12 protein-coding genes are annotated in these 13,204 nt (G+C 67.6%); 7 read left to right on the top strand and 5 right to left on the bottom strand.

Annotated features, from left to right (window positions below; translation table 11 throughout):
- Positions 1–31: 31 nt before the first annotated feature.
- From ACTMO_RS0112065 to npdG, 3 genes are all read left to right on the top strand, one after another.
- Positions 32–487, top strand: a complete 456-nt coding sequence (locus ACTMO_RS0112065; protein WP_019854950.1) for a hypothetical protein — start codon at positions 32–34, stop codon at positions 485–487.
- A 68-nt stretch (positions 488–555) separates the two neighbouring features.
- Positions 556–759 (top strand): hypothetical protein, encoded by a 204-nt coding sequence (locus tag ACTMO_RS0112060; protein WP_033401913.1) that lies wholly within the window; start codon positions 556–558, stop codon positions 757–759.
- Between the two features lie 155 nt (positions 760–914).
- Complete coding sequence (gene npdG / locus ACTMO_RS0112055; RefSeq protein WP_019854948.1) at positions 915–1,580, top strand: NADPH-dependent F420 reductase; 666 nt, start codon at positions 915–917, stop codon at positions 1,578–1,580.
- Positions 1,581–1,720: 140 nt separating this feature from the next.
- Here npdG and panB read toward each other — a convergent pair whose 3' ends face one another.
- The gene (gene panB, locus ACTMO_RS0112050) at positions 1,721–2,599 is read right to left on the bottom strand and encodes a 3-methyl-2-oxobutanoate hydroxymethyltransferase (RefSeq protein WP_019854947.1); all 879 of its coding nucleotides are present in this window, start codon (positions 2,597–2,599) and stop codon (positions 1,721–1,723) included.
- Positions 2,600–2,773: 174 nt separating this feature from the next.
- On the opposite strand from panB, the gene ACTMO_RS0112045 reads away from it, so the two are divergent.
- Positions 2,774–3,604: an arylamine N-acetyltransferase family protein gene (locus tag ACTMO_RS0112045; protein WP_026449149.1), complete on the top strand. Its 831-nt coding sequence runs from the start codon at positions 2,774–2,776 to the stop codon at positions 3,602–3,604.
- Between the two features lie 192 nt (positions 3,605–3,796).
- Here the strand turns inward: ACTMO_RS0112045 and ACTMO_RS0112040 are convergent, their stop codons facing one another.
- Genes ACTMO_RS0112040 through ACTMO_RS22420 form a run of 3 tightly spaced genes read right to left on the bottom strand, consistent with a single transcriptional unit; the run spans position 3,797 to position 5,111 of the window.
- Positions 3,797–3,985, bottom strand: a complete 189-nt coding sequence (locus ACTMO_RS0112040; protein ID WP_019854945.1) for a DUF397 domain-containing protein — start codon at positions 3,983–3,985, stop codon at positions 3,797–3,799.
- 54 nt (positions 3,986–4,039) lie between these two features.
- On the bottom strand, positions 4,040–4,246 hold the full coding sequence (locus ACTMO_RS0112035; RefSeq protein ID WP_019854944.1) for a DUF397 domain-containing protein: 207 nt from the start codon (positions 4,244–4,246) through the stop codon (positions 4,040–4,042).
- Positions 4,233–5,111: a helix-turn-helix domain-containing protein gene (locus ACTMO_RS22420; RefSeq protein ID WP_084792119.1), complete on the bottom strand. Its 879-nt coding sequence runs from the start codon at positions 5,109–5,111 to the stop codon at positions 4,233–4,235. Before ACTMO_RS22420 ends, ACTMO_RS0112035 begins: the two co-directional genes overlap by 14 nt.
- Before the next feature lie 135 nt (positions 5,112–5,246).
- Here ACTMO_RS22420 and ACTMO_RS0112025 point away from each other — a divergent pair, with 135 nt between their 5' ends.
- Positions 5,247–5,672, top strand: a complete 426-nt coding sequence (locus ACTMO_RS0112025) for a hypothetical protein (protein WP_019854942.1) — start codon at positions 5,247–5,249, stop codon at positions 5,670–5,672.
- Between the two features lie 91 nt (positions 5,673–5,763).
- Here ACTMO_RS0112025 and ACTMO_RS0112020 read toward each other — a convergent pair whose 3' ends face one another.
- Positions 5,764–7,542: an NAD+ synthase gene (locus tag ACTMO_RS0112020; RefSeq protein ID WP_019854941.1), complete on the bottom strand. Its 1,779-nt coding sequence runs from the start codon at positions 7,540–7,542 to the stop codon at positions 5,764–5,766.
- Positions 7,543–7,701: 159 nt separating this feature from the next.
- Here ACTMO_RS0112020 and glnA point away from each other — a divergent pair, with 159 nt between their 5' ends.
- Entirely contained in the window at positions 7,702–9,045 is a 1,344-nt protein-coding gene (gene glnA / locus ACTMO_RS0112015) for a type I glutamate--ammonia ligase (protein ID WP_019854940.1), read from the top strand.
- Between the two features lie 50 nt (positions 9,046–9,095).
- Positions 9,096–12,893: an FkbM family methyltransferase gene (locus ACTMO_RS0112010; RefSeq protein WP_084792118.1), complete on the top strand. Its 3,798-nt coding sequence runs from the start codon at positions 9,096–9,098 to the stop codon at positions 12,891–12,893.
- Positions 12,894–13,204: the final 311 nt, after the last annotated feature.

Raw genomic sequence — 13,204 nt, 5'->3', positions numbered from 1 at the left:
CGGTTCCGCCGCTGTTCCTAGGAGGACGAGCATGTTCACTCCCGACCCGATCCCCCGCCCGAGTGGACCCCCGGAGTCGAGCACCCCGCTGGCCGACTACCTGGCCCGGACCCCACCGGGCACGGACGAGGACTACGTTGTGCTGCCGCGTTCGTTGGTCGAGTCCATGCCGTTGCCGTGGCAGCGGCACATGCGTGATCTGCTCGCCGAGTTCCACCAGGCCTTCGCGCACCTGAACTGGCCCGTCTACCGGGTGGTGCCCACCCGGTGGGAGTTGGTGGCCGATCTGGACGAGCAGCAGCTCGCCGAGATCGGGTGCACCGTGGAACTCGGGGACGGCGGCGAACTGGAGTACCGGTTGCGGGACGGAAGCCGGGTCGAGGATCCGGAGCACCACCGGGTGCTCGTGCCCTGTCCGGACCCGTTGCCGCGACGCGGTGACGGCTCGGGGGGACGTGCCGCGGAGCCGGCTCCTCCTCCGGGGTGAACACCCGGCACGGACGCTCCGACGTGCGGGACCGTGACATCCCCACCCGGGCGTGCGAGGCTCGACACATGAGCGGGAAAGGCTGGTACTTCTGCTTGAAACACCGGCGGGTCGAGGCGCCGGAGGAAGTGTGTCGCGCGCTCAACCGTCTCGGGCCGTACGGCGACCGTGTCTCGGCCGAGAACGCGTTGGACATCGCCCACCGCCGTACCGAGGAGGCTGACGAGGCCGACCGGCGTTGGGGTGAGGGCTCGGGTGCGGCGGAGAGCTGATCCTTTCTCTCCGGGAGCGTGGTCGCGAAGCCCGGAACGGGCGGGCGGTTTCCGTTCCGGAAGTCACGAGCCGCCTGGACGAGCCCGGTGTTCACCTCGGCGGGTACGAGGGGGTGGATAATGTCCCGTGATCCACGGAGACGGAGGGAGCCGCGGTGGTTGATGTCGGAAACCTGACCGTCGGTGTCTTGGGGGGCACGGGCGCTCAGGGCAAGGGACTGGCGATCCGCTGGGCACAGGCCGGGCTGCGGGTGTTGCTCGGATCCCGCTCGGCCGAACGTGCCGAGCAGGTGGCACAGGAGGTCGCCGAGGTCAGTGGTGGCTCCGTGCGGGGGTGCGACAACGCGCGGTGCGCCTCCGAGGCGGATGTGGCGCTGGTGGCGTTGCCGTGGGAGGCCCACGCGGAGACGCTGCGTGGACTGCGCGCCGAGCTCTCCGGAAAGATCGTGATCGACTGTGTCAACCCGCTCGGTTTCGACGGCAAGGGCCCGTACGCGTTGGAGGTCGAGGAGGGAAGCGCCGCCCAACAGGCCGAGGCACTGTTGCCGGACTCCCGGGTGACCGCGGCGTTCCACCACGTCTCGGCCGTGACGTTGGCCGACACGAGTGTGTCGCACGTGGACCTGGACGTGCTGGTTCTCGGGGACGACCGAGAGGCCACGGACCTGGTGAGGGCGTTGGCCGACGTCATCCCCGGTGTTCGGGGTGTCTACGGGGGAAGGCTGCGCAACGCGCACCAGGTGGAGGCGTTGACGGCCAACGTCATCGCGATCAACAGGCGGTACAAGGCGCACGCGGGGATCCGCGTCACCGACGTCTGAGGCCTCCTCGGTGGGAGGTGGACCGGTTTCCTCTCCGGCGGGACACCTCGGAGCGGAAACCGGCCCTCCTGCCGAGCCGGATACTCCTCACGGGTGGTTCACCCACCCGTTCCACCCTGTCCGGGAGCGGTAACCGGAGGTCACTCGAAGCCGTGTTCCGGTGCCGGGAACTTGCCGTCCCGGACGTCCTCGGCGAAGCTGCTCGCCGCCCGGGAGAGGGTCTCGCCCACTTCCGCGTAGCGTTTGACGAAACGAGGGGCGTGCCCGGTGTCGAGTCCGGCCATGTCGGTCCAGACCAGCACCTGCCCGTCGCAGTCGGGGCCGGCGCCGATGCCGACGGTGGGGATGCTCAGCTCCTCGGTCACCCGTTTCGCCGCGGAAGCCGAAACCATTTCGAGCACCACGGCGAAGGCTCCCGCCTCCTGCAACGCCCGCGCGTCGTCGAGCAGTTCCCTCGCCCGCTCCCCACGGGCCTGTACGCGGTAGCCCCCCAGGCCGTGTTCGCTCTGTGGGGTGAAACCGAGATGGCCCATGACCGGGATGCCCGCGGACACGAGAGCTTCGACGTGCGCCGCGTACCGCGCTCCGCCTTCGAGCTTGACGGCGTGCGCCCCGTCCTTCATGAAGCGCGTCGCGGTGTGCAGGGCCTCCTCCGGGGAGGCCTGGTAGGAACCGAACGGGAGGTCCGCCACGACCAGGGCGTACTCCACCGACCGCGCCACCGCGCGGACCAGCGGAAGCATCTCCTCGACCGTGATCGGCAGGGAGGACTCGTAGCCGTAGACGGTGTTGGCGGCCGAGTCACCGACCAGCAGCACGGGAATACCGGCCCGGTCGAAGATCCGTGCCGTGTAGGTGTCGTAGGAGGTCAGCATCGGCCAGGCTTCGCCACGCCGCTTGTACTCCCGCAGGTGGTGGATGCGTACTCTGCGTCGGGGCTGACCGGAACCGTAGGGGGCGGTCGTCTCCTGCCCCTCGGTGGCGGATCCCCGGGTGTTCTCGGTGTCGGACATGGTCATCCTCTTCCTCGCGGCCCGGTCGTCGGGTCCACGGGTCGTGCGGATGTTTGTACCCCCCAAGAGTGACACCGGGGAAGGCGGAACTCGACCCTTTCCGCCCTACGTCACAGCGGACGGCGTCTCGGTCGGGACCTCGTTGACTTCGACAGCACTCGAAGTGCGAGCTTGTATCATATGACAGTGACCGCGGAGCGACAGCACGTGACAGACGAGTGGAACACGGACGTCGTGGACGTCACGGCGTATCTGGAACGCATCGGCGAACCCCGGCTCTCCCCTTCAGTGGAAGCCCTGCACCGGCTGCACCGGGCGCACGTGCGCACCATCCCCTTCGAGAACGTCGACGTGGTGCTCCGCAGCCACCCCGGACTCGAGATGGCGGACATCCAGGCGAAGTTGGTCCACCGGAGGAGAGGCGGATACTGCTACGAACACGCCCTGCTGTTCGCGGCCGTGCTGGAACGACTCGGTTTCACCGTGACGAGGTACATGGCACGGGTGGAACCCACACACCCCGGCCCGTACACCCACATGATGCTGGTGGTCTCGGTCGACGGGGCCGAGTATCTCGCCGACGTGGGATTCGGTGCCGGGATCCTGGAACCGATGCCGTTGCGGGAGGACACGGAGGTCGACCAGGCCGGCTGGCCGCACCGGCTCCGCCGGGAGGGCAGTAGCTGGACGCTGGAGCGGTGGACGGGCGGACGGTGGGAACCGCTGCACGCCTTCGACCCCATACCCTCCCGTCCGGTGGACTACGAGGTGGCACACCACTACACCGCCACCCACCCCAACTCGCCCTTCGTGGGCAAACCGGTGGTCATGCGTCTTGACCAGGGCAGGCTGCGCAAACTGGTGGGCACGGAGTTCGTGGTCGAAACCCCCGAGGGGGAGTCCGGGCGAGAGACGGTCCCACCGGAGCGGTTGGGGGAGACGCTGAGGGAACTCGACGTCGAGCTCACCCCGGAGGAACTGAGCGCCCTGCGCACCGAGCTGGGGATGTGAGCCCGGTTTTTCGCGCTCGTTCGGGGGAGGTGTTGTCCGGGGCGCCCTTCCGGTGAGGCGGACCGCGTGAGGTGGTGCCCTCCGGGCCGGAGCCCTGGAGGGCACCACCTCGGTTCCTCCGTTCGGATGCTTCTTCGGTTCCTGGGGTTCTCGCCGGAAGCCGTGTTCGGCGGGCGAGGGGCCACAGGTGGGTCAGCCGCGCAGTGCCCGCAGGAAGGCGCTCCACTGGGCGGTTCCGAAGGCCAGGGTGCCTGCGGTGCGGTTCTTGGTGTCGCGGACCTCGGTGCCCTGGTCGGTGAAGCGCACTTCGACGCAGCTGTTGTTGCGGGGTCCGCTGTAGCTGCTGACGAACCAGCCGGTGACGGGGTTCTCGGCGTTCACGGGGTCACACTCCTTCGGCGTTCAGGGTTCCCGCGGCGGGCGGAGTCGACGTGCTCACGGCTGTGTGGTGCGGTCAAGCAGGGTAGTCAGAAACTTCGTCCAATGGCTACGGGTGAAGCTCAGGGTGCCGGCGGTGCGGTTCTTGGTGTCGCGGACCTCGGTGCCCTGGCCGGTGAAGCGCACCTCGACGCAGTTGTTGTTGTTACCCCCACTGTAGCTGCTGACGAACCAGTTCCGGGAGTATTTCTCAAGCGTGACCATGGTCCAGCTCCTTCATGTGTTTGGTTATGAAATCCTGCGATTCCTGTGGTCCGAGCGCTATGGCGCGTAGCCTGTCGAAGGCACGCACACATTCGTCGATGTCTCGCTGCTCGACTACGTAGACACCAGCTCCGATGAACGTTGGTTGATGGACGATGTCTGGGACGTTTTCTCCGAAGCGGAGTATTTCAATAGGACCGCCTAGTAGGGGATGATCTCCGGCATCCAACGGAACGACTTGAACCACCACGTGTGGATGTCGTTCGATCCTCTCCAAAAGATGCTTAAGCTGACGTTGCAGAACCTGTTGACTTCCTATAGGGCGCCGCAAGGCCGCTTCTCCGATTACGAACCATATGAGTGGTGGGTTCGTGCGTTCCAGAAGTTCCTGGCGCTCCAGTCGGAAACGTACGTGAGCTTCGGAGTCTTCCCTGCGGATATTCGGGGTAATAGCTTCCGCAGAGCGCATCATTGCTCTGATGTAGTCCTCGTGCTGCAACAGTCCTGGTATGAGCTCACTGTCTGCGTAGTAGATCTCCGTCGCGTCCTGCTCATGATCCAATAGACGTCGGAAGGCGCCGGGAAGTCCGTCCGAGTAGACTCTGCGCGGTTTGCGTTGCCGAGCTGCTTGTGCCAAACCTTTGATCTGTTCACGTGAGTCACTCGGTGCGTTGAAGTGGTCTAGCAGCGACTCGATCTCGATAACCTTCAGCGAAGCCTGTCCACGTTCGAGCCTGCTGATGAGGCTCGCATCGCATTCGATTACCTCGGCTGCTTCTTTCTGGCTCTTGCCTGCGCCTTCTCGAAGTCTGCGTAGCTCTGCCCCGAGCTGTCGTCGCTCGATAGTGGCACGCGACTGAGCCATCCCGGGACCTCCCGTAACGTCACTCGATTAGGTCCTAGGTGAATCACCTAGGACCTTTTACTATGGCTGTGTAACCAACCACACACTGTCCGTCCAACACGGGCAGTCTATCCAGTCGGTGGGGAGAGGATCTCCGTGCGTTTCGGCTACACCCTCGAACACGGTCCGGCGCAGCATCCCCGTGGTGCCCCGGACCCGTTGATCACCAGCCTCGAGGTGGACACCGCCCATCGCGACCCCGAGCTGTTGCGGGAGGAGCTGTACGACTGGGCGGTGGCCGAACTCCGCCGTGGTGACCACGAGTTCGGGCTCTACACCGCCGAGTTCGGCTCCTGGCGCGCCACGGGCGGCACCGGCTACTACCTGCGGGTGCTCTACCTCGTCTGGAGCGGTGACGAGGTGCTCACCACCTACACCGAGGACAGTCCGGTCAACATCGCCGGGGTACGGCTGCTGACCAACCAGGCCGACGCCTTCGAGGCGTTGCGTGCCACCGACCGGGAGTCCGAGCATCACGCCAACGGGCGAATGGCACTGGCTCGCCCGGAAGCCGTGGAATGACGCGGCGGAGCCCCTGACCCGTGGACCGCCACAGGACCTCCGATCCACCGCAGCGGGAACCCGTGACGGGTTCAGCCGGAACGGCTGAGGTTCACACGGGACGCTCCTCACGCCAGAGACTGGTCAACGGGAGCCGACGGTCCCTGCCGAACGCCTTCGGGGTGATCTTGGTCCCCGGCGGGTACTGCCTGCGCTTGTACTCGGCCCGGTCCACCATCCGCAGGACGCGCTCCACGAGATCCGCGTCGAAGCCCTCCGCGATCAGGTCCGCGTAACTGCGGTCGCCCTCCACGTAGCCGTCCAGGATCTCGTCGAGTACCTCGTAGGGCGGCAACGAGTCCGTGTCCACCTGCCCGGGGCGCAGCTCGGCGGAAGGTGCCTTCGTGATCGACCCCTCGGGAATCGGCGGTGTCTGTCCCCGCTTCTCCGCCTCCGCGTTGCGCCACCGGGCCAGGCGCCACACCAGGGTTTTGGGAACGTCCTTGATGGGGGCGAAGCCACCCACCGCGTCCCCGTAGATGGTCGAATAACCCACCGCGAGTTCGGTCTTGTTGCCGGGGGCGAGCACCAGGTGCCCGTGCTGGTTCGACAACGCCATCAGGGTCATGCCCCGGCAGCGGGCCTGGATGTTCTCCTCCGCCAGTCCGGACAGCCCCAGTTGGTCGACGAAGACCCGGACCATGTCCTTGATCGGATGGACCCGGAAATGACAACCGATCCGTTCGGCCAGTTCCGCCGCGTCGGACCGGGAGTGCTCCGAGGAGTAGTGGGAGGGCATGGAGACCCCGTACACCCCCTCCGGTCCCAGGGCGTCGGCCGCCAGGGCCGCGCACACCGAGGAGTCGATGCCCCCGGAGAAGCCGAAGGTCACCGAGCGGAAACCGTTCTTGTGTACGTAGTCCCGCAACCCGGTGACCAGAGCCGCCCACACCTCGGCCTCCTCGGTCAGGGGCTCGGCGACCGTACGGTCCTCGCGCAGCGGTTCGTACTCCGGCACGGGGTCGGGGGAGAGGGTGATCCGTTCCACCCGGAAGGCGGGCAGCGTCTTCGGGCGGAAGTGCGGTGGGGTCTGCTGGTCCATCGGTTCGGGGGAGACCTCGGTGCGGGTGTGTCCGCCCGCGTTCAGCTCCAGGTCGTGCACCAGCAGGTGCTCGGAGAAACGCGGCGCGCGTGCCAGGATCTCCCCGTGGTTGGTGGCGATCATGGAATCGCCGTCGAAGACCAGTTCGTCCTGGGCGCCGACGAGATTGACGTAGGCCATGGGGGCCTCGGCCTCGGCGGCACGGCGTACCACGAGCGAGGTGCGTTCGGTGTTCTTGGCGTGTTCGTAGGGGGAACCGTTGACACAGACCACCATGTCCACACCGACCTTGCCGAGGGCGGTGATCGGGCCACCGTTCTGCCAGATGTCCTCGCAGACCACCACACCCACGTCCACGCCGTGCAGCCGCACGATCGGCAGCTCGTGGCCGGGGGCGAAGTAACGGGCCTCGTCGAAGACCCCGTAGTTCGGCAGGTGGTGTTTGAAGTAGGTGGCGGTGATCTCGCCGCCGTGGATCAGCGAGACCGCGTTGCGGACCCCCTCGTCGTCGCGGTCCAGGTGCCCCACGATCACCAGGGCGTCACCGCAGCCCGCCTCCCGCAGACGTTCGGCCAGCGATCCGAGTTCGGCACGGTTGGCCGCCGCGAAGGACCTCCGCAACGCCAGGTCCTCCACGGGATAGCCCGCCAGCACCATTTCCGGGAAGGCGACCAGATGGGCCCCCTGTTCCACGGCCTGACGGGAGCGTTCCAACACCAGCGAGCTGTTGCCCGCGACGTCGCCGACGCGGGCGTCGACCTGAGCCAGAGCGAGGCGCAACTGCGGCATGACCCCATCCTCGCGCAGCACGACGGCGGCGGTGCGCCGGGGAGGGTGTGTGTCCCGGCGTCCCGGACGACGAGCCGGAAACTCTCCGACACGATCTCGTGTCGCACTCGTAACGGAGTGGGTGCGACACCTCCGGGCAACGAGACTTAGGCTGCGGGTATGGACCGTCAGCAGGAGTTCGTGCTCCGCACCTTGGAAGAACGCGACATCCGCTTCGTGCGGCTGTGGTTCACCGACGTTCTGGGAATCCTGAAGTCGGTGGCCATCTCGCCCGCCGAACTCGAAGGGGCCTTCGCGGAGGGGATCGGTTTCGACGGGTCCGCCGTCGAGGGGTTCTCGCGTATCTACGAGTCGGACATGGTCGCCAAACCCGATCCGACGACCTTCCAGGTGCTTCCCTGGGAGACCGCGGACGGACAGCACTATTCCGCTCGGATGTACTGCGACATCACGATGCCCGACGGATCACCCTGCTGGGCCGATCCGCGTCACGTGCTGCGCCGTACCCTCTCCAGGGCGACCGAGGCGGGATTCACCTGCTACGTGCATCCGGAGATCGAGTTCTTCCTGCTCAAGAACCTTCCGGTCGACGGGAGCGCACCCGTGCCCGCCGACTCGGGCGGATACTTCGACCAGGCCAGCCACGACGCGGCCCCGCACTTCCGGCGCAACGCCATCGAGGCGCTGGAGGCCATGGGGATCTCCGTGGAGTTCAGTCATCACGAGGGAGCCCCGGGCCAGCAGGAGATCGACCTGCGTTACGCCGACGCGCTCACCATGGCCGACAACGTGATGACCTTCCGCTACGTGGTCAAGGAGGTGGCGCTCACCCAGGACGTGCGGGCCTCGTTCATGCCCAAACCGTTCAGTGAACAGCCGGGTTCGGGAATGCACACCCACGTGAGCCTGTTCGAGGGGGACCAGAACGCCTTCTACCACCCGGAGAACCCCTACGAACTCTCGGACACCGGCCGTGCCTTCGTGGCCGGGCTGCTGCGGCACGCCCGGGAGATCAGCGCCGTGACCAACCAGTGGGTGAACTCCTACAAGCGGCTCGTCGTCGGCGGCGAAGCCCCCACGGCGGTCTGCTGGGGACACGCCAACCGCTCCGCGCTGGTGCGGGTGCCGATGTACTCGCCGGGCAAGTCCTCCTCGCGGCGCGTGGAGGTGCGCAATCTGGACTCGGCGTGCAATCCGTACCTGGCCTACGCGGTGATCCTCGCGGCCGGGCTGCGCGGGGTGCAGCACGGCTACGAACTCCCGCCTCCGGCCGAGGACGACGTCTGGTCGCTGACCGAGAGCGAACGCAAGGCCGCCGGTTACCCGAACCTGCCGCAGAACCTCAACGAGGCGCTGGCCGAGATGGAGGGTTCCGAACTGATGGCCGAGACCCTCGGTGAGCACGTCTTCGACTTCTTCCTCCGCAACAAGCGGGACGAGTGGAACGCCTACCGCAGTCACGTGACGCCGTACGAGTTGCGCACCCTGATGCCGATGCTGTGATCCGGTCGGGGCGTGTGGGAACTCGGGGCCGCGACGGTAAGTTCTGCGTCGTGAGTGATCCCCTGGACCATTCCGAGCCGACCCCATGGCCGTCCACAGACCCGGAACACCCCGATGAGGCGGAGGAGTCCGCCGACGAGCCGGCGTGGCCCGTGGAACTACCCGAGGAGACCGGACACCAACAGATTCGGGCGGAATCGGGCTCCACGGGGCCGAGGCCACACGGCTGCACGATAGCCCGCCACGGACAGCTCGCCGGGGCGCGTGTGCTGCGTGACTCCTTCCTGCGCCACCACCCGGGGGGACGGTTCACGATCCTGCTGTTGGATTTCGCCTCCTCCCTGGAGGAGTCCGAACGTGCCGAGGTGCACACCCCCGCCGACATCGGCGTCACGGACACCGAGTTCGCCCGCCTGGCCATGGCCTGTGACGGCCCACTGCTCAACGCGGTGATGCTGCCGAGGCTGCTCGCGCTCCTGCTGGAGTCCGCCTCCCCGGTGCTCTACCTGTCCCCCGCCGTCCAGGTGTTCGCCCCCTTCGGGGAGCCGCTCTCCGTCCTGACCGAGACGGAACCGGTCGGTCTCGCTCCGAGGGTGCTCCGTCCGCTCCCCGCGGACGGGCTGCGTCCCGGCCCGAAGGACCTGGCTCGGGTGGGTTCCTTCGACACCAACCTGCTCGCCGTGCACAGCGGGGCCGAGGCCGTTCTGGAGGAGTGGACCACGCAGGTCCGGGCCGATCCCGGAGCCGCCGAGGGGTTCCTCGAGGGGTTGCCCGCCATGGCGGCACACCGTGTGCTGCGTGACCCCGGAGTGGGGCTTTCGGTGTTCAACGCCGGACAACGACACCTGGAGGTCTCGGACGGGGGATACACGGTGGACGGATCCCCGCTGCGCAGTGTGCACTTCGAGGGATTCGAACCACAGCGTCCCTGGCTGTTCTCCGCCGAGTACGCGGACCGTCCGCGTGTCCTGCTGTCGGACTTCCCCCAACTCGCCGGGTTGTGCGCGGGTTACCGCAACGCGCTCGTCTCCCGGGGGCTGACCGACGAACGTGCCCACCCCTTCGAACGCCTGCCCGACGGCACGCTGATCCCCCCGGGAGTGCGCAGCGCCTACCGGGCGCGGTGGACACGTCGGGACAACGATCCACTGCCCAGTCCTTTCGAGGAGCGGGACGAAACCGGTGCGGCGGAGGCGGAGTTCCTCGAATGGGCGGCGGCCCCGGCGGACGAACGACAACGCGTGGCCGGATGCTCGCTGTGGGCCCACTGTGTCTGGGAGGACGACCCGACACTGCGGCGGGACTACCCCGAACCGCTCGGTACGGACGCGGCCGCTTTCGCCGAGTGGAGCGCCGGTGTGGGAGTGGCCAGCGGCAGGATCCCACCCCGCGCGGTACGCGCGCGTGGCCGCGAACGCTCCGAGATGACGGACCAACTGGGGGTCTCCGTGCTGGGGTCCGGAGAACTGGCCGAGCTGGTCCGTCTCGCCGTACGTGCCTCGGGAGTGCCCGCGGCCGACGAGCCACAGTATCCGGTGGTGCTGCGCTGCGACCCGACGATCCCGGTTCCGGCCGGGCACCACCTGATCGACATACGGGCCGACGGGGGAACGGACTCCGCTGAACAGGGAGGCGTGAGCGGGGAGCCCACCGAGATCTGGGCACTGTCCCAGGCGGGCAGACACGCGGCCCGACACGCCGGTGTCCAGGCCAGGGTGCTGGCACTGCCGTTTCCCGAGCGCCCCCCGGTGGGGGACGAGGAACGCGGCGCGGCACGTGACCGTGCGGGACTCACCGACGAGTTCGTCTTCGCCGCCTTCGCCGACCACACCGACGAACACCGGGCCAACGTGCTGGGCCTGGTGACCGCCTTCGGCGCGGCGTTCGGGGAACGCTCCGACGTGCGGTTGTTCGTGGCGGTCAGCGGCGCCGAGGAGTTCCCCGAAGCGGCCGAACGGCTGCGGTTGGCCACGGCCACCGATTCCCGCATCGTCCTGTGGGAGGAGTCCGACGCCGCGGAACTGGCCACGTCTCTGGCCGACTGCGTCGTCTCACTGCACCGTTCGGAGAGTGGCGCCGGTGGGGACCGGTACGCGCTGCGTCTGCTGGGGGTCCTCGCCCGGGCGGTTCCCGTGATCACGGTCGACCACGGGTCCGTGGCCGAACTGCTCGGTTCCTCCGGCGCGTCGCTGGTGCGCTGCCAGGGAGGTGGTGAACCCGACGTCGACGCCGCGGTAGCGGCACTGCGCGAAGCCGTCGCCGATCCCGGTGCCACGGTGCGTTCCGGGGCGGCGGCCCGCGCTTTCCTCGCCGAGCGGCACTCCACGGTGCGGGCCGGGGAACAGCTGCGGGAACGGGTGGAGGCGGCCTACCGGAACTGGCGAGCCAAGTGGGCGCGGGACCGGCAGGACGGCGCCGACGATCCGCTACGACCGCTGTTGGTGGCGCGTCACGCACTGCACCGTCCCCCGGAGGTGGGTATGGGCGGACGCAACGCCGTGACACCCGCGCTGCGCAAGGCGGTGCTCAAAGCGCTCGGACACTACGACGAGCACATCCGCGACGTCATTCGGTCCCTGCTGGACGGAATGGAGAAGACCGCCTCGGAACTGTTGCGGCGCCAGCAGGAACACTCCGACGACCTCGACGTCAACGCCGTGCGGGCCGAGTTGTCGCAGTTGTCCCAACACCAGGAGCTGCTCGGATCCCGGTTGGCCGGTGTCGACGACGGTGCCGCACAGCTGCGTGCCGATCTGACCGAGCACGATCGCAGGCTGCGTTCACTGGAGGAAAGGGGCAACGCGGTCGAGGAGAGCGGGCTCTCCGAACTCACCGAGCGCATCGAAACGCTCACGGGGGCGGTGGAACGCACCCTGGACCGCGTGGATCGCCTGGAGCGTCGTGTCGAGGACTCGGAGCGGACCCACCAGGAACAACTGGACCACGGTCTGCGTCGCACCGCCCTGGACGTCGACAAGGCGCTGCGCGGCACGGACGCGCTCAGGCGCATCGTGGTCCGGGAACACGAGCGACACGGAGGGGCCGACCACGTCTCGGGGACACCCGTGGTGTGTGAGGCGGGACTGCTGAGGCTGCCCTCGGGGGACAGCGTGATGCTGCCCTGGCTGTCCTCCCACCACCACTGGGACGCCGAGGTCTCGGCACTGATCGACTCACTGCTGGAACCGGGCGGCGTTTTCCTGGACGTGGGGGCCTATGTCGGTTACCAGAGTGTTCGTGTCCTGGGAAGGCTGAACCACACGGGCAGGGTGGTGGCCGTCGAACCCGACCCCGCGGCTCGTCGTCTGCTGGAACACAACGCGGAGATCAACGTGGCCGAGCCGGTGCGGGAGAGGCTGACCGTGTTGGAGTGTGCGGCCTGGGACAGTGACCGGGAACTCGTGGGGGAGCCCGTGGACACGGGAGGAGTGCGGATTCGTCCCCCTGAGGATCCGCCGGGATCGTCTCCGCAGGCGATGTCGGTGCGTGGGGTGCGGCTGGACGGGGAACTGGACAGCACGCACGGGGTCGGGGAACGGAACCTCTCCGTGGTGCACGTGGACGTCGGAGGGGGGCTCTATCGTGTCCTGTCCGGACTGGAGGGACTGCTCGCCGAGCACCGTCCTTCCGTGATCTGTTCCTTCACTCCTTCGGCTCTGGAGAGCCTCGGGGAGGATCCGGAGTGGGTGTTGCGCCGGTTCGAGGAGTGGAAGTACGAGATCCTGCTCGTGGGCAGGAACGATCCGGTTTCCGTCGAGCAGTTGATGCGGGCCATCGGGGCCTCCGAGACCAGAACGGTGAAACTGTGGCTGCGTCCCCGGGAGGAGGCCGCTCCCGACGCGGGATAACCGCGCGGTTTCTGGTGGGTGAAGCGGCAGTCCGGGGGAGTGAACCGCCGGTGCCACCCCCCTCGTGAGTGCCGCGGAGAGGGTGTGTAAAGTGTTTGTTGTCAGCACGGCGGGGCCTGCTGGGGACCACGGTGAGTTCGGGTTTGTTCGGATTCGGGTGTGGTTCGTGGTGGGTCGTGTGGTGTTGGGTGTTTGAGAGGAATCGCGTCACATCGTGGTGCTTGGTGTGCTGCCGTGGCCTGTTGTGGGGCTGTGGTGGTGTGGGTTCCCCCCGGTGGGGGGTGCTGATTCCGGGTGCTAGGATGGGCGTG

The sequence above is a fragment of the Actinopolyspora mortivallis DSM 44261 genome, from assembly GCF_000384035.1.
Taxonomy (GTDB): domain Bacteria; phylum Actinomycetota; class Actinomycetes; order Mycobacteriales; family Pseudonocardiaceae; genus Actinopolyspora; species Actinopolyspora mortivallis.
This window is presented reverse-complemented; position numbering and strand designations above follow the sequence as displayed.

Excerpts from the sequence above, each read along its gene's own strand:
- ACTMO_RS0112065 (WP_019854950.1), top strand. The coding sequence starts at position 32 with ATGTTCACTCCCGACCCGATCCCCCGCCCGAGTGGACCCCCGGAGTCG.
- ACTMO_RS0112060 (WP_033401913.1), top strand. The coding sequence starts at position 556 with ATGAGCGGGAAAGGCTGGTACTTCTGCTTGAAACACCGGCGGGTCGAG.
- panB (WP_019854947.1), bottom strand. The coding sequence starts at position 2,599 with ATGACCATGTCCGACACCGAGAACACCCGGGGATCCGCCACCGAGGGG.
- ACTMO_RS0112045 (WP_026449149.1), top strand. The coding sequence starts at position 2,774 with ATGACAGTGACCGCGGAGCGACAGCACGTGACAGACGAGTGGAACACG.
- ACTMO_RS0112035 (WP_019854944.1), bottom strand. The coding sequence starts at position 4,246 with ATGGTCACGCTTGAGAAATACTCCCGGAACTGGTTCGTCAGCAGCTAC.
- ACTMO_RS22420 (WP_084792119.1), bottom strand. The coding sequence starts at position 5,111 with ATGGCTCAGTCGCGTGCCACTATCGAGCGACGACAGCTCGGGGCAGAG.
- ACTMO_RS0112020 (WP_019854941.1), bottom strand. The coding sequence starts at position 7,542 with ATGCCGCAGTTGCGCCTCGCTCTGGCTCAGGTCGACGCCCGCGTCGGC.
- glnA (WP_019854940.1), top strand. The coding sequence starts at position 7,702 with ATGGACCGTCAGCAGGAGTTCGTGCTCCGCACCTTGGAAGAACGCGAC.